The following is a 16016-nucleotide window of genomic DNA, read 5'->3' as shown; positions in this document are numbered from 1 at the left end:
GCGATGGATACCGGTTCCGTTTCGAGCGTCGTGCCGGGTGCCGGCGCCGCCCGCCCCGCGCGCGCCGCCGTCCGCGCGCTGGCGGCGGCGATGCGCTGGATCGAATACGTGTCGGCCGCGGTGCTGGCCGTCGACGTGCTCGTCGTGTTCGTGTCGGTCGTGTTCCGCTATTTCCTGCACGACCCGGTCGACTGGGCCGAGGAGGTCGCGAGCGCGCTGATGATCGTGCTGGTGTTCTTCGGCGCGGCGACGGTGCTCGGGCGCAGCCAGCACGTCGGCATCGACCTGTTCCGCGGCTGGCTGCCGGCGCGCTGGCAGGGCGCGCTCGTGCAGATCGGGCACTGGATCGTCGCGGCGGTGTCGCTGAACCTGCTGGCGTCGTCGTGGCAGCTGCTCGGAGATTCGTACGACCAGTTGACGACCGGCGGCCTGCCGGGCTGGATCAACGTGTATCCGATGATGTTCGGCGCGCTGTTCATGAGCGTGTTCGCGCTCGCGAACGCGCTGAACGCGCCGCGCCGCCGCGTGCTTGGCACGCTCGCGTGCTGCGCGGTGCTCGCGGGCGCCGTGTACGGCTGGAACGCGCTGCGGCCCGAGCATGCCATCGCGCCGGGGGCGCTGCTGATCGCCGGCTTCGTCGGCGGGCTCGTGCTGGGCGTGCCGATCGGCTTCGTGCTCGCGTTCTCGGCGCTGCTGTATTTCCTCGCCGACCCGACGCTGCCGTTGCAAGTCTACTCGCAGCAGGTGATGGCCGGCGCCGATCACTTCGTGCTGCTGGCGGTGCCGTTCTTCGTGCTGGCCGGCTTGCTGATGGAGTCGAACGGGATGTCCACGCGGCTCGTCGAATTGCTGCTGCGGATCTTCGGGCGGGTGCGCGGCGGGCTCGGGTTGATCGTGATCCTTGCGACGGCGTGCTTTTCCGGCGTGTCGGGTTCGAAGCTGGCCGACATCGCGGCGGTGGGCGGCGTCGTGATGCCGGCCGTGCGCCGTGCGCGCCAGGACCCCGACGAAACCGCGGCGCTGCTCGCGTGCAGCGCGGTGATGGCCGAGACGATCCCGCCGTGCGTGAACATGATCATCATGGGCTTCGTCGCGAACATCTCGATCGCGGGGCTGTTCGTCGCGGGGATCGTGCCGGCGGCCGTGCTCGCCGCGTCGCTGGCGGTCGTGACCGTGATCTGCGGACGCCGGATCGACATCGACGCGGTGTTCGTCGAGCGCCGCGCGTGGCTGCCGCTCGCGGGCGGTGCGCTGGTCGCGCTGATCATGGTCGCGATGATCGGCAAGGGCGTGACGTCGGGCATTGCGACCTCGACGGAAGTGTCGGCCTTCGCGGTGGTCTATGCGCTGGTGGTCGGCTGGGCGGCGTTCCGCGAACTGACCTGGCGCTCGGTCGGCCGCGTGTTCGTGCGTGCGGCATCGATGGCGAGCGGCATCCTGTTCATCGTCGCGGCGGCGTCGAGCGTGTCGTTCGCGCTGTCGATCGAGCAGATTCCGGCGCTCGTCTCGGGCACAATGACCGCGTTTGCCCATCAGTACGGCTCGACGGCGTTCCTGCTGCTGGCCGCGCTCCTGATGATCGTGTTCGGCGCCGTGCTCGAAGGCGCGCCCGCGCTGATCATCTTCGGGCCGCTGCTCGCGCCGATCGCGCTGCGGCTCGGCATCAACCCGCTGCATTTCGGCACGGTCGTGGTGGTGGCGATGGGGCTCGGGTTGTTCGCGCCGCCCGTCGGCCTCGGGCTGTTCACGACCTGCGCGATCACGGGGACCGAGGTCGCGCGCGTCGCCCGGCCGATGGTGAAATACCTGCTGGTGCTGTTCGTCGCCCTCGTGGCGCTGATCTTCGCACCGGCGTTTTCGTTGTGGCTGCCGGCCCGTTTCGGCCTGTAGCCCGTTCAATGCAAGACGACATGAGTACGATTCAGGACGTGGCCCGTCATGCGGCCGTTTCGGTCAGCACGGTTTCGAACGTGCTCAACGGCCGCACCGACCAGATGAAGCCGGAGACGCTCGCGCGCGTGAAGGCGTCGATGGATGCGCTGCAGTACCGGCCGAGCACGCTCGCGCGCCAGCTCAAGACGGGGCAGACGCCGCTCGTCGGGTTGCTGGTGCCGTCGATGGCGAATCCGATGTACGGCTACATCGCGCGCGAGATCGAAGCTTGCGCGCAGGAGCAGTACGGTCATCGCGTGCTGATCGGCAACACGTACCGCGACGCGGGCAAGGAGGCGGCGTTCTTCGACGACCTGTTCGCGCACGGCGTGCGGCGCGTGATCGTGATTTCGTCGCTCGCCGACGAAAGCCACCTCGAACGCGCGGCCGAGCGCGGAATGACGGTCGTCAGCTACGACCGCCGCGCGACGCCCGGCGAGCAATCGAAGGTCGATCACGTGACGGCCGACAACGAGGCGGCCGCGCGGCTCGCGACCGGCTGCCTCGTCGCCGCGGGCCATACGCGGCTCGCGTTCGCGACGGTGGCCGGCATCACCGTGAGCCGCAGCGACAAGATTCGCGGCTTTCTCGAAGTGGCGCGCGACGCAGGCGCCGATGCGCAAGTGCTCGAAGGCGGCCCGGCGAACGAATACGGCGACGCGGTGATCGTCGAGGTCGGGCGCGCGCTCGGCGCCGCGCTCGCGGCCGATCCGGCGCGGCCGACCGGTGTCGTCGCGGTCAACGACCTGTTCGCGCTCGGCCTGATGGCCGGGCTGCGCGACGGCGGATTGCGCGTGCCGGACGATATGTCGGTCGTCGGGATGGACGGCCATTTCCTGTCGGCGATCTCGTGGCCGGCGCTGACCACGGTGCAGCTGCCCGTCACCGAGATGGCCGCCGAGATGGTGCGGCGCGTGATGCGGCACGACGGCGACCCGTCATCGGTGCCCGGGCAGTGCGTGTTCCCGGGCGTCACGCTGGTCGAGCGCGCGTCGGTCGCGCCGCCGCCGCGCGCGGTCGAATCGGACGGAGACAACGCATGACGCGCGTCTACGTGACCCATCCGTCGGGGATGTTCGATTACTACTTCGGCGCGAAGGCGCTGCGCGCGCTGCAGGCGATCGCGGACGTCACGTGCAACCCGCTCGACCGGGAACTCGGCACGGACGAACTGATCGCCGCCGCGCAGGGGTGTGACGCGATCATCGCGTACCGGCAGACGCCGGCGCCGCGTGCGCTGTTCGCGGGGCTGCCCGCGCTCGCCGCGTTCCTGCGCTGCGCGGTCGACATCCGTACAGTCGACGTCGACGCGGCGAGCGAATTCGGCGTGCTGGTCACGCAGGCGAGCCCCGGGTTCGGGCCGGCCGTCGCGGAGTGGGTGATCGGCGCGATGATCGACCTCGCGCGCGGGATCGGCGGCTACGCGGATGCGTACCACCGTGGCACGCCGCCGCTGCCGCGGATGGGCCGCGAATTGCGTGGCAGCACGCTGGGCGTGGTCGGCTATGGACAGATCGCGCGCCATCTCGTGCCGATCGCGACGGCGTTCGGGATGCGCGTGCTCGTGTGCGACCCGTACGTGCGGGTCGACGCGCCGTCGATCGAACAGGTCGACCGCGCGACCTTGCTGCGCGACGCGGACTACGTCGTGTGCCTCGCGCCGGCGACGCCGGCCACCGCGAACCTGTTCGATGCGCGCGCGTTCGCCGCGATGAAGCCGGGCGCGTGCTTCGTCAATGCGTCGCGCGGCGAGCTGGTCGACGAGCACGCGCTGGCCGACGCGCTCGACGGCGGCCGGCTGGCCGGTTGCGCGCTCGACGTCGGCCGCGCGGCGGATCAGATGCCGACGCCCGGACTCGCCGCGCATCCGCGCGTGATCGCCACGCCGCACATCGGCGGACTGACGCGGCCGGCGGTCGAGCACCAGGCGCTGGAGACGGTCGACCAGCTCGGCGCGCTGCTCGACGCACGCGTGCCGAACGGCGCGGTCAACGCCGCGCATGCGACGCGGCTCGAACGCTGGCGATCGGCCGACGCGTCCGCCGCGCCGGGGGCGCGATGACGCGCGACGGCGGCGGCATGCGGCTGGCGCCCGCGTGCGATTGCCATATCCACATCTACGACGATGCCTATCCGCTCGCGCCGACGGCGACGTTCCGCCCGCCGCATGCGCCGGTGGACGCGTATCGCCGGGTGCAACAGACGCTCGGCCTCGCGCGCGTGATCGTCGTGCAGCCGACCGGTTACGGCTTCGACAACCGCTGCACGCTCGATGCGCTGGCCGCGCTCGGCCCGCAGGCGCGCGGCGTCGCGACGGTGCCGGTCGACGTGCCGGATGCCGAACTCGAGCGGCTGCACGCGGCAGGCATCCGCGGCGTGCGGTTCATGACGCTGTCGGGCGGCGTCGCGCGATGGGACGAGCTCGAGCGGATGGCCGCGCGGATCGCGCCGCTCGGCTGGCACATCGATTTGCAGCTCGACGGCCGGACGCTGCCCGACGTCGAGCCGATGCTGGCGTCGTTGCCGGCGCGCGTCGTCATCGATCACACGGGCAAGTTCCTGACGCCGGTTGCACCGGATGCGCCGGCGTTCGTTGCGTTGCGGCGCCTGCTGGATCGCGGCCACGTATGGGTGAAGCTGTCCGCGCCTTACGAGACCTCGCGATCCGGTGCGCCCGGTTACGACGACGTTGCATGCCTTGCCACCGTGCTCGCACGCGCGCATGCGGCGCGCTGCGTGTGGGGCAGCAACTGGCCGCACCCGAACGCGTCGCCGCTGCCCGACGATGCGCAGCTCCTCGGCTGGCTGCACGCGTGCGCGGCGGACGCAGCGGTCGGCCGCGCGATCCTCGTCGACAACCCGGCCGTGCTGTACGGGTTCGATGCGGACACTTCGACCGGCGCCGCGACGTGACGTGGCCAGCCGCGGGCCGAGCCTCGACGGCGTGCGGTCGACGCGTTCGTCCACGACTATCCGGTCCGGTAGCCGCTGCGTGAAGCGAAGAGGGCGAAGCGGGGAAGGTGTAGCAGCGGTAGTTGAAGCGCGGCGCGCGGCACGGCGGATCATTTTCGCCGTGCCGCGGGCCGCTTTACATCAGTGCGTGACCGACAGGAACAGGTACGCCGCGAACAGCGACAGATGCACGACGCCGTGCAGCACCGTCGTGCGTCCCTGGCTGAGCGTCAGCGTGCTGACGAGCAGCGTCAGCGACAGCAGCACGGTTTCCATTGCGCCGATGCCGAGCGTGAGCGGCTGGCCGACCCAGATGAACACGGCCGCGACGGTCGGGATCGTGAGCCCGATGCTCGCGAGCGCCGAACCGAGCGCGAGGTTCATGCTGGTCTGCAGGCGATTCGCCCGCGCGGCGGTGACGGCCGCGAGCCCTTCGGGCAGCAGCACCAGCGCGGCGATCACGATGCCGACCGCCGCTTCCGGCGCGCCGAGCTTCATCACCGCATGCTCGACGGCCGGCGACAGCAGCTTCGCGAGCAGCACGACCGCGACGAGGCTCACGAACAGCAGCACGAGGCTGATCAGCGCGGTGCGGCCGCTCGGCGGTGCCGCATGCACTGATTCGTTCGCGCTGTCGTGCTCGGTGAGAAAGTAGTCGCGGTGGCGCACGGTCTGCACGAATACGAATGCGCCGTACAGTACGAGCGACGACACGCCGGCGAACGCAAGCTGCGATTTCGAAAAGAACGGGCCCGGCGCGGCGTTCAGGTAGTTCGGCATCACGAGCGACAGCACCGACAGCGACGCGAGCACCGCGAGCGCCTTGCTCGCGCCGCGCCCCTGAAAATCCTGCTCGCCGTGCTTCCACGCCCCGACCAGCAGGCACAGGCCGACGATGCCGTTGCAGATGATCATCACCGCGGCGAACACGGTATCGCGCGCGAGGCCCGATTTCTCGGGGCCGGCGCCGAGCATCACCGACACGATCAGCGCGACCTCGATGACGGTCACGGCGACCGCCAGCACGAGCGTGCCGAACGGCTCGCCGACGCGGTGCGCGACGACTTCGGCATGGTGGACGGCGGCGAACACGGAGCCGGCGAGGGCGGCGGCGAACACGGCGATGACGAGGCCTTCGGCCGGCACGACGCGCGACAGCGCGAGTACCAGCCAGGCGGCAAGCGGGGCCACGAGGGTCCAGCGCGGGAGCTGGTTGGACGAGAGCGGCATGGACGGTTTCCTATGCGAGTGGCGGCGCGCGGCGCGCCGTCACGGGTTGACGAAGCCCGGCCGGATGATCCGCCGAACGTGGAAGATGATGCTGATGGGCGGCAGCGCGGAGCCGTGCTGCCCTGGATTCGCCGCCGTGAAGCGGCGAGGGGCGCGGGCGGGCCGAAGCCCGTCGCGGGATGAAACGGTTCGATGCGATCGGGTGCCGAGGGCGGGGCGCGGGTACGTCACGATATACGCGGACCGCTGGCGCGATTTCGACCCCGAAAGGACGGCAGGCGGTGGACGGCAGCGGCGTGACACGCGGTTTCCCCCTGAAATCCGGCGATTTGTCGAATTTTATCAGGCGTTCGTGGGACACCATCTCATAATCGAACGCTTTCATTGACCTTTCGGTTTCAAAAAAGTGCCCCGATCGTTCGACTTTTTGTTCTTGCGCTTTTCGTAACGGTCTCTTGCACGACAAATTCGGGCTCGCCCTGACATAAATCTACCGACCGGTCGGTTTATAATCGCTCGCACTTCCACTTCATGACGGATCGCAAGCGATGGCTGTTTCTTCTGCACATTCGGTGAATTCGGGCGCGCTGGCGCCGTCGGCGGTCGTCGGCGTGATCGGCGCGGGCGCGATGGGCGCGGGCATCGCGCAGGTGGCCGCGGCGGCCGGTCATGCGGTGCTGCTGTACGACCTGAACGAAGCCGCATGCGACAAGGCGCTGGCCGGCATCCGCGCGCAGTTCGCACGGCTCGCGGAGAAGGGCCGGATGGAACCGGCGCAGGCCGACGCGGCCGGCAGCCGGATTCGCGCGGTGCGCGCGCTGGCCGACTTCGCGGGCGCCGCGCTGATCGTCGAGGCGGCGGCCGAGCGGCTCGACGTGAAGCGCGAGATCTTCGCGACGCTCGAACGCCATGTCGACGACAGCTGCGTGCTGGCGACCAACACGTCGTCGATCTCGATCACGTCGATCGCGGCCGGGCTGCGCGCGCCGCAGCGCGTGGCCGGCCTGCATTTCTTCAATCCGGCGCCGCTGATGGCGCTCGTCGAGGTGGTCAGCGGGCTCGCGACCGCGCCGGACGTCGCGCAGGCCCTCTACGACACGGCCGCCGCGTGGGGCAAGCGGCCGGTGCTGGCGAAGTCGACGCCCGGCTTCATCGTGAATCGCGTCGCGCGGCCGTATTACGCGGAGGCGCTGCGCGTGCTGAACGAGCAGGGCGGCACGCCGGCCTCGATCGACGCGGTGATGCGCGACGCCGGCGGCTTCCGCATGGGGCCGTTCGAGTTGATGGACCTGATCGGCCACGACGTGAACTTCGCGGTGACCGAGTCGGTGTTCCGCGCGTACTTCAACGATCCGCGCTATACGCCGTCGCTGATCCAGCAGGAACTCGTGAACGCGGGCTTCCTGGGGCGCAAGTCGGGCCGCGGCTTCTATTCGTATGCGGACGGCGCGACGCCGCCCGCGCCCGCGTTCGAACCGCCGTGCGATGCGCCGGCCGACGTCGCGCTGTTCGCGCAGGACGGCCCGGCCGCGGCGCTGCATGCGCGCTTCGTCGAACGAATCGCCGGCGCCCGGCAGAACGGCGCGCATGCCGACGAACTGCTCGCCGTGGCCGGCCGCGCGTCGATTGCGCTGACCGACGGCCGCACCGCGACCGTGCGTGCCGCGCAAACCGGTGTGGGCGACCTCGTGCTCGTCGATCTCGCGCGCGATTACGCGCAGGCCGGGCTCGTCGCGCTGACGCGCGCGCTGCAGTGCAGCGACGCGGCTTACGCGGATGCGGTCGGGCTGTTCCAGCAAGCGGGTTTTCGCGTCGTCGGCATCGCCGACGTGCCGGGCATGGTCGCGATGCGCACCGTCGCGATGCTCGCGAACGAGGCGGCCGACACGGTGAACCAGGGCGTGTGCTCGCCCGCCGATCTCGATCTCGCGATGGAGAAGGGCGTGAACTACCCGTGCGGCCCGCTCGCGTGGGCCGATGCGATCGGCATCGGCCGCGTGCATCGCGTGCTGTCGAACCTGGCGGCGAGCTACGGCGAGGACCGCTATCGCGTGTCGCCGCGCATCGCCGCGCTGCACGCGGCCGGCCGCACGTTCCGCTAGCCGCCGGCCCCGTCACCCCGATCACGATAACGACATCACTCCACTGGAGGAGCACCCCGATGACTCACCCGACGCACCCCGCCGCCGCCCTCGAGCCGATCGAGACCGCCAGCCGCGACGAACTGCAGGCGCTGCAGCTCGAGCGCCTCAAGTGGTCGCTGCGCCACGCGTACGACAACGTCCCGCACTATCGCCGCACGTTCGACGCGGCGGGCGTGCATCCGGACGACCTGAAGACGCTCGCCGATCTCGCGAGATTCCCGTTCTCGACCAAGCACGACCTGCGCGACAACTATCCGTTCGGCCTCTTCGCGGTGCCGCGCGAGCAGGTCGTGCGCGTGCATGCGTCGAGCGGCACGACCGGCAAGCCGACCGTGGTCGGCTACACCGCGCGCGACATCGACACCTGGGCGAACGTGACCGCGCGTTCGATCCGCGCGGCCGGCGGCCGCCCGGGCGACACGCTGCACAACGCATTCGGCTACGGGCTCTTCACGGGCGGCCTCGGGATTCACTACGGCGCGGAGCGGCTCGGCTGCATGGTCGTGCCGATGTCGGGCGGGCAGACTGAAAAGCAGGTGCAGCTGATCCGCGATTTCGAGCCGAAGATCATCCTCGTCACGCCGTCGTACATGCTGAACCTGATCGACGAGATGGTGCGGCAAGGGATGGACCCGGCCGAGTCGTCGCTGAAGATCGGCATCTTCGGCGCGGAGCCGTGGACGCAGGCGCTGCGCGAGGAAGTGGAGACGCGCGTGGGCATCGACGCGCTCGACATCTACGGGCTGTCGGAAGTGATGGGCCCGGGCGTCGCGTGCGAATGCGTCGAGACGAAGGACGGCCCGGTGATCTGGGAAGACCATTTCTATCCGGAGATCATCGACCCCGTGACCGGCGAAGTGCTGCCGGACGGCAGCGAGGGCGAGCTCGTGTTCACGTCGCTGACGAAGGAGGCGATGCCGGTGATCCGCTACCGCACGCGCGACCTCACCGCGCTGCTGCCGCCGACCGCGCGCGCGATGCGCCGGCTCGCGAAGATCACGGGCCGCTCCGACGACATGCTGATCGTGCGCGGCGTGAACGTGTTCCCGAGCCAGATCGAGGAAATCGTCGTCGCGCAGACGAAGCTGTCGGGGCAGTTCCAGATCACGCTTTCGCGCGACGGCCACATGGACCGGCTCGATCTCGCGGTCGAGCTGCGCTCCGAGGCCGTCGCGTGCGTGACCGACGCCGAGCGTGCGGCGATCGCGCGCGAGCTGCAGCACCGGATCAAGACGATGATCGGCGTGTCGGCCGGCGTGACGGTGCTCGCCGCGGGCGGCATTCCCGCGAGTGCGACCGGCAAGGCCCGGCGCGTGATCGACCGCCGGCAGGCTGCGTGAGTCTCCCCATTTCCCTGTTCTACTCCGAGGAACCCGTTCGATGGATGGATTGAAGACCCTGGCCGTTGGCGTCGATGCGCGCGGCATCGCGACCGTCGCGCTGCAGCGCGGCGACGTGCTCAACGCGTTCGACGAGACGATGATCGCCGAGCTGACCGACGCGTTCACGACGCTCGGCCGGCGCGACGACGTGCGCGCGATCGTGCTGCGCTCGGACGGCCGCGCGTTCTGCGCGGGCGCCGACCTGCAGTGGATGCAACGCGCGAGCGCGAACGACGCGGCCGCGAACCTGCGCGACGCCGAGCGGTTCGCCGCGATGATGAGGGCGATCCGGCTGTGCCCGAAGCCGACGGTCGCGCGCGTGCAGGGCCACGCGTTCGGCGGCGGCGTCGGCCTGTGCGCGGCCTGCGACATCGTGATCGCGAGCGATCACGCGCGCTTTTCGGTCAGCGAGGCCCGCTTCGGGATCCTGCCGTCGGTGATCGGCCCGTATCTGGTCGAGGCGGTCGGCCAGCGCCAAGCGCGCCGGCTCGCGCTGACCGCGACGCAACTCGCGGCCGCCGAAGCCGTCGCGATCGGGCTGATCCACCAGGCCGTGCCGCTCGACGCGCTCGACGCCGCACTCGACAAGACGCTCGCCGAGCTGAGCCGCAACGGCCCGAACGCGCTGATGGAGATCAAGCGCTTTTTCGACGCGATCGGCGAGTACCCGCCGTCGGACGAACGCGCGGCGTTCACCGCGCAGACGATCTCCGGCGTGCGGGCGACGCCGGAAGCGAAGGAGGGCTTCGCCGCGTTCTTCGCGAAGCGGCCGCCGGCCTGGGAGCCGGGCGCCGAATAAGGGCGCGGCGCGGGCCGCCGCGCCGGGGGCGAGATTTGCGTCTCGGGCGCGGGCGCTTGCTCTACAATGCGTGACCCCCGGCGCGCCGCCGGCCCAGCCCCGACCGCTTCTTCGCCCCGATGATCGTCAACCGCCTTATCTCCGAGATCCTGTTCGGCTTTACCGGCCTGATCGGCATCATCAATCCGATCGGCATCGCGTTCCTGTTTCTCGAACGCACCGAGGCGCTGACCGAGCACGAGCGCAACCTGCTCGCGAAGAAGGTGGCGTTCAACGCGTTCATCGTGTTGCTGGTCGCGTTCTTCGCCGGCACGCCGGTGCTGCATTTCTTCGGGATCTCGATGGAAGCGCTGCGGATCGGCGGTGGCTTCGCGGTCGCCGTCGCGGGCTGGCAGATGCTGAACGAGCCGGACGGGCCGGCGGGCGGCGGCGATACGCCGATCAAGCCGATCGATGCGAACGCGATCATGACCCGCGCGTTCTTCCCGCTGACCGTGCCGCTGACCGTCGGCCCCGGTTCGATCGCCACCGCGATCGCGCTGAACGCGAACCGCACGCACAAGCTGTCGGAATTCATGCTGTCGAGCATCGTGTCGATCTCGGTGTCGGCGCTCGTCGCGGTCGTGATCTGGCTGACCTACAGCCGTGCCGCGCTGCTCTCCCGCTATCTCGGCACCGAAGGCACCAAGGTCGCGAAGCGCGTGTCGGCATTCCTGCTGCTGTGCATCGGCGTGCAGATCATGCTGACCGGCTTCTCCGAATTCCTGCAGCCGCTCGCCGACCAGATCAAGTAAGCCGTTCGTCGTTCGCGAGCAATCCGTTCGTTCGTCGAGCGGCAGCCGGCGCGGCGCCATGCCACGCCACGCCACGCCACGCATTCTGATCATGGATGCTGCGTGGCGCGTCGGTGTGCGCCGTCGAAGCGATGCTCAAGTGCGATTGGGCTGCGGTTCCGGCGCGTCCACACTCCGGGCGACCCGGCCGGGCAGCAGGCCGTCGCGTCGACTACGCGTTCGCGCGCTGCGCGATACCATGCGACGTCTGGCCGATGCCGCGCACGGCGTTCGTACCCGGTGCACCGAACCGGGCCGCGCATCCGGCCGCAACCCCACTTCAATGACGAGGCGAGCGATGGAATACGTGAAATTCGGGTCGACCGGGATGGACGTGTCGAAGCTGGTGCTGGGCTGCATGACGTTCGGCGAGCCGTCGCGCGGCACCCACCCGTGGACGCTGCCGGAAGCGGAAAGCCGCCCGATCATCCAGCGCGCGATCGAGGCCGGCATCAATTTCTTCGATACCGCGAACATGTATTCGGACGGCACGTCCGAGGAGATCGTCGGCCGTGCGTTGCGCGACTTCGCGAAGCGCGACGACGTCGTGATCGCGACCAAGGTGTTCTACCGGATGCGCCCCGGGCCGAACGGCGCGGGATTGTCGCGCAAGGCGATCATGACCGACATCGACCAGAGCCTGAAGCGGCTCGGCACCGACTACGTCGACCTGTACCAGATCCATCGCTGGGACTACGGCACGCCGATCGAGGAGACGCTCGAGGCGCTGCACGACGTCGTGAAGGCCGGCAAGGCGCGCTACATCGGTGCGTCGTCGATGTTCGCGTGGCAGTTCGCGAAGGCGCTGTATACGTCGAAGCAGAACGGCTGGACCCGCTTCGTCAGCATGCAGAACCACCTGAACCTGCTGTATCGCGAGGAAGAACGGGAAATGCTGCCGCTGTGCGAGGCCGAAGGCATCGCGGTGATTCCGTGGAGCCCGCTCGCGCGCGGCCGGCTGACGCGCAACTGGGACGAGTCGTCCGGCCGGCAGCAGAGCGACGAGGTCGGTCAGCGGATGTACGACGCGACGGCCGGTGCCGATCGCGCGGTCGTCGAGGCCGTCGCGGCGATCGCCGCCGCACGCAACGTGCCGCGTGCGCAGGTCGCGCTTGCATGGGTCGCGCACAAGCGCGGCGTCACCGCGCCGATCGTCGGCATCTCGAAGCCGCATCATCTGGACGATGCGCTCGGCGCGCTGCAGCTGAAGCTGACCGACGATGAAATCGCGACGCTCGAAAGCCCTTACGTGCCGCATGCGGTAGCCGGCTTCAACTGAGTTCGACCGCACGAAACCGTCGGGATGCCGCCGCCGCGCACGGCGTTCAGCGTGCGGCGGCGAGCATCGGATAGGTGAACAGCGCGAAGTGGATCACGTTCAGCCCCGCATGCGCGAGCGCGGATGCGAGCAGTCCGCCGCGCCGCCATGCGAGGCCGTAGCCGATGCCGGCCACCGTGCCGAGCACGATCCAGGGCCAGCCGCCGGCCGCGTGCGCGGCGCCGAACAGTCCCGCGCCGATCGCGAGCGCGGCCCACGGCCCCCAGCCGAACCGGCCGAGCACGCGCGTGAGCCCGCCTTGCACGTAGCCGCGGAACAGCGCTTCCTCGGCGAGCGTGACGAGCAGCACGTTGTTGACGAGCCACATCCAGCCCGACGCCGGCCATTTCGGCGCCCAGCCGACCATGCCGAACGCGAGCGCGCCGGCCAGGCAGGCCGCCGCCGTCGCGACGGCCGCCACCGCGCCGGTGCGCAGCGCGCGTGCCGGGGCGACGTCCGGCGCCACCCACGGCAGCGCCCACAGCAGCCACAGGCCGACGAGCGGCTTGTCGAAATTCAGGTACATCGTGAACGGCACGGCATCCGGCGTGAAACGCGTCGGCTCGATCACGCGCGGATTGTGGAAGCCGGGAAGCAGGTGCAGGCTCAGCGCGATCGCGAGCGCGGCAAACACGACGTGCGCGACGATCCGCATCGCGAGCGGGCGGCCCGGCGCGATGCCCCAGGCGGCGGCCGCGAGCAGCGCGAGCGGCGCGAGCACGATCGGTTCGAGCTTGCCGAACGCCAGCGCGCCGGCATAGCCGAGCGCGGCAACGGCGATGCTCAGGCCATGCAGCGGGCGCTGCCACGCGAACGCGGCGGCCGCGAACAGTGCGAGCCAGATCGTGGCACACGGGAGAAGCGAGAGAGACATGGGGCGATGCAGGGGGCGAACGAGAGCCGCGCATCATACCCCAGCGGCCGTGACGGCCGCCGGGCCGGCCGCTGGGGGCGGACGGGGCGGGCGCTCAGCGGCCGGCGATCTCGGTGACGCCGTCGCGGGTCGGGATGTCGACGCTGTTGCGCTCGCGCATCCGCCGCCGGTACCAGAAGGTCCACAGCAGCAGCGTGCCGAACACCGTGTAGCCCATGATCGGCGACACGACGAGCACGCGCTCGACGGGCCAGGTGACGACCATCCACAGGCGCAGCAGCATCTCCAGCGTCATGCAGGCGCCCCACACGAAGGTCATCAGGCGCAGCATCTGGCGCAGCCCCGGCTGCTCGGCCCAGACCGTCTCGAAACGCGCGGCGCCGCCGGCCATCTCGCGGGCCACCGTCGCGCGCGCGAGATAGAAGATCAGCGGACGATCGCGGAACAACGACAGCAGGAACACGACGCCGATCGTGCCGGACGCAAGCGATTCGCGCATCAGCAGCGTGCGCGCGCTGCCGCCGAGCGCCATGCCGGCGATCGACAGCGCGATGCCGAGCAGCACGACGGCGGCCACCGCATCGATGCGGCGCGAGCGGATGAATTCGACGACGGACCAGACGATGGGCGGAATCGCCGACGCGTACAGCGCGCCGGTTTCGCCGAAGTACAGGTGCGCGACCCGGTATGCGACCCAGGGCAGCAGCAGGTTGACGACAAGTTCGAGGATCAGGCCGGCTCGTGGTTTCACGGAAGCGGGCGCGCGGATGGCGCGCGGGGCGGTGATGTCGCTTCGAGTATATCGAAGTCCGACCCCGCGCGCCGCACTCGGCGCGGTTGTGCACGCACCGAAAACGGGCGGAAACACGCGGCGACCGGGCGGCGGGGCGCGCCAGGGCTGCCCCGGGACCATTCGGCGCCGCGTCCGGCCGCCGCGCGGCCGTCATCGCCCGGTCAACGGTTCGTCAGGCGGCCGCGGGCTGGACGATGATCTTCACGTTCCGGTCCTTGTGGTTGACCAGCTCCTCGAAGCCGTGCGCGACGATGTCGCCGAGCGTGATCCGGCCGGTGATCAGCGGCTGCACGTCGATGCGGCCGTCCGCGATGAAGCGGATCACGTCCGCGAATTCGCCGTTGTATGCGAGCGAGCCGATCACTTCCTTCTCGGTCGACACGATGTCGAAGAAGTTGAACGAAGTCGGTTCCTCGAAGATGCCGACCATCACCGACTTGCCGGCCTTGCGGATCACGTCGATCGCGAGCTGCGCGGTGGCCGTGTGCCCGATGCACTCGAACGACACGTCGGCGCCGTAGCCGCCCGTCAGCGCCTTGACTTCCGCGATCGCGTCGGACGCCTTCGGATCGATCACGACCGTCGCGCCGACCTCCAGCGCCTTCTGCTTGCGGGCGGCCGACATTTCCAGCGCGATCACGCGTCCGGCGCCCGCGGCCTTCGCGCACATGATCGTGCACAGGCCGATCGTGCCGGCGCCGACCACGACGACGGTCTGGCCGACGATGTTGCCGGCCTTCTTCACTGCATGCAGCCCGACCGCGAGCGGCTCGATCAGCGCGCCGGCCTCCGTCGGGAAGTTGTCGGGCAGCTTGTACAGCAGCTCGGCCGGCACGTTCACGAATTCGGCGAACGCGCCGTTGTTCATCAGCCCGGTGAACGCGAGGTTCTCGCAGATGTTGTACAGCCCGTGCCGGCAATACCAGCAGGTGCCGCAATGCTGGCAGGCGTCGGCCGTCACGCGCTCGCCGACCGCGAAGCCCGTCACGCCCGCGCCGAGCGCCGCGATCTCGCCGCTGAACTCGTGGCCGAGGATGCACTGGCCCTTCAGGCCCGTCAGCGGATGCGGCGCGTCGACGGGAATGAACACGGGCCCGGCGACGTACTCGTGCAGGTCGGAGCCGCAGATCCCGCACCAGTGCACGCGGATCTGGACCCAGCCGGCCGGCGGATGCGCTGGAACGGGAACCTCTTCGACGCGGATGTCGTGGCGGCCATGCCAGACGGCGGCCTTCATGCTGGGAGCGGTGTTCGATGCCGGTGTACTCACGTTGCTGTCTCCGTCAGGTTGTCGTCGGACGCGCGGCCAAGGGCCGGTTGGTCCGTCGCGCGATTGCGCGAGCGACCGACATGCAGGAACGGGGCCAGCTTGAATCGACGCTCGGACGGCGAAGGCGCCGGGCGGGCGCTGTGCGATGCAGCAGGCCGCGTTGCATTGACATCAGCCGGGACCGAGCGAATCACACGCGAAATTTGCTGCGATTGCGACGGGACGCGGCGGGTGAGACGCCGGGACATTCGTCTCAGCCGTTTGAGACGAAACGCGAGACGCGCGGTTCGGTCGGGGTCGCCGTAGCCGCGGTCGTTGCGGTCCATTGTGGCGATCAGCGAAACGCATCGTTGCGCATGTTTCCCCTTTACTTGAAGTTAACTTCAATTTGTATCATCTGCGGCAATGTCCGATCGCCATGCGTGCATGGTGGTTGCACCGGAGGCGGGGTGCATGACCGAATCGGTCGTCGCTGCCGTGCGAACGGCC

Annotated in this window: 13 protein-coding genes; 9 read left to right on the top strand and 4 right to left on the bottom strand. The window is 69.8% G+C overall.

The window, feature by feature from the left end:
* Nucleotides 1–3: 3 nt before the first annotated feature.
* The 4 genes from NQV17_RS21195 to NQV17_RS21180 are packed head-to-tail and all read left to right on the top strand — an operon-like array spanning nucleotide 4 to nucleotide 4845.
* A complete protein-coding gene (locus tag NQV17_RS21195) occupies nucleotides 4–1890 on the top strand; it encodes a TRAP transporter large permease subunit (protein WP_374692733.1) in 1887 nt (628 codons plus the stop codon).
* Between the two features lie 8 nt (nucleotides 1891–1898).
* Nucleotides 1899–2975, top strand: coding sequence for a LacI family DNA-binding transcriptional regulator (locus NQV17_RS21190; RefSeq protein ID WP_257773745.1), 1077 nt, complete (start codon nucleotides 1899–1901; stop codon nucleotides 2973–2975).
* Nucleotides 2972–3994, top strand: coding sequence for an NAD(P)-dependent oxidoreductase (locus tag NQV17_RS21185; RefSeq protein ID WP_257773744.1), 1023 nt, complete (start codon nucleotides 2972–2974; stop codon nucleotides 3992–3994). Before NQV17_RS21190 ends, NQV17_RS21185 begins: the two co-directional genes overlap by 4 nt.
* Nucleotides 3991–4845, top strand: a complete 855-nt coding sequence (locus NQV17_RS21180; protein WP_257773743.1) for an amidohydrolase — start codon at nucleotides 3991–3993, stop codon at nucleotides 4843–4845. The genes NQV17_RS21185 and NQV17_RS21180 overlap by 4 nt, the downstream gene beginning before the upstream one ends.
* Nucleotides 4846–5025: 180 nt before the next feature.
* On the opposite strand, the gene NQV17_RS21175 is transcribed toward NQV17_RS21180, so the two are convergent.
* Entirely contained in the window at nucleotides 5026–6114 is a 1089-nt protein-coding gene (locus tag NQV17_RS21175; protein ID WP_044843305.1) for a calcium:proton antiporter, read from the bottom strand.
* Nucleotides 6115–6662: 548 nt separating this feature from the next.
* Here NQV17_RS21175 and NQV17_RS21170 point away from each other — a divergent pair.
* The 5 genes from NQV17_RS21170 (at nucleotide 6663) to NQV17_RS21150 (ending at nucleotide 12551) form a co-directional block, all read left to right on the top strand.
* On the top strand, nucleotides 6663–8216 hold the full coding sequence (locus tag NQV17_RS21170; protein WP_257773742.1) for a 3-hydroxyacyl-CoA dehydrogenase: 1554 nt from the start codon (nucleotides 6663–6665) through the stop codon (nucleotides 8214–8216).
* 59 nt (nucleotides 8217–8275) lie between these two features.
* Nucleotides 8276–9598: a phenylacetate--CoA ligase PaaK gene (gene paaK / locus NQV17_RS21165; RefSeq protein WP_257773741.1), complete on the top strand. Its 1323-nt coding sequence runs from the start codon at nucleotides 8276–8278 to the stop codon at nucleotides 9596–9598.
* 40 nt (nucleotides 9599–9638) lie between these two features.
* Nucleotides 9639–10439, top strand: coding sequence for an enoyl-CoA hydratase-related protein (locus NQV17_RS21160; RefSeq protein ID WP_257773740.1), 801 nt, complete (start codon nucleotides 9639–9641; stop codon nucleotides 10437–10439).
* A gap of 119 nt (nucleotides 10440–10558) precedes the next feature.
* Nucleotides 10559–11233, top strand: coding sequence for a MarC family protein (locus NQV17_RS21155; protein WP_044843309.1), 675 nt, complete (start codon nucleotides 10559–10561; stop codon nucleotides 11231–11233).
* A gap of 337 nt (nucleotides 11234–11570) precedes the next feature.
* Nucleotides 11571–12551, top strand: coding sequence for an aldo/keto reductase (locus NQV17_RS21150; RefSeq protein WP_257773739.1), 981 nt, complete (start codon nucleotides 11571–11573; stop codon nucleotides 12549–12551).
* A gap of 46 nt (nucleotides 12552–12597) precedes the next feature.
* Here NQV17_RS21150 and NQV17_RS21145 read toward each other — a convergent pair whose 3' ends face one another.
* The 3 genes from NQV17_RS21145 to NQV17_RS21135 form a co-directional block, all read right to left on the bottom strand.
* Nucleotides 12598–13464, bottom strand: a complete 867-nt coding sequence (locus NQV17_RS21145; protein WP_257773738.1) for a CPBP family intramembrane glutamic endopeptidase — start codon at nucleotides 13462–13464, stop codon at nucleotides 12598–12600.
* A 94-nt stretch (nucleotides 13465–13558) separates the two neighbouring features.
* On the bottom strand, nucleotides 13559–14215 hold the full coding sequence (locus tag NQV17_RS21140) for a VC0807 family protein (protein WP_257773737.1): 657 nt from the start codon (nucleotides 14213–14215) through the stop codon (nucleotides 13559–13561).
* A 214-nt stretch (nucleotides 14216–14429) separates the two neighbouring features.
* The gene (locus NQV17_RS21135) at nucleotides 14430–15494 is read right to left on the bottom strand and encodes a 2,3-butanediol dehydrogenase (RefSeq protein WP_257773766.1); all 1065 of its coding nucleotides are present in this window, start codon (nucleotides 15492–15494) and stop codon (nucleotides 14430–14432) included.
* Nucleotides 15495–16016: the final 522 nt, after the last annotated feature.

The sequence above is a fragment of the Burkholderia sp. SCN-KJ genome (genome assembly GCF_024656005.1).
Classification (GTDB): Bacteria; Pseudomonadota; Gammaproteobacteria; order Burkholderiales; family Burkholderiaceae; genus Burkholderia.
The sequence above is the reverse complement of the archived record's forward strand: the minus strand, read 5'-3'. Positions and strand labels throughout refer to the sequence as shown.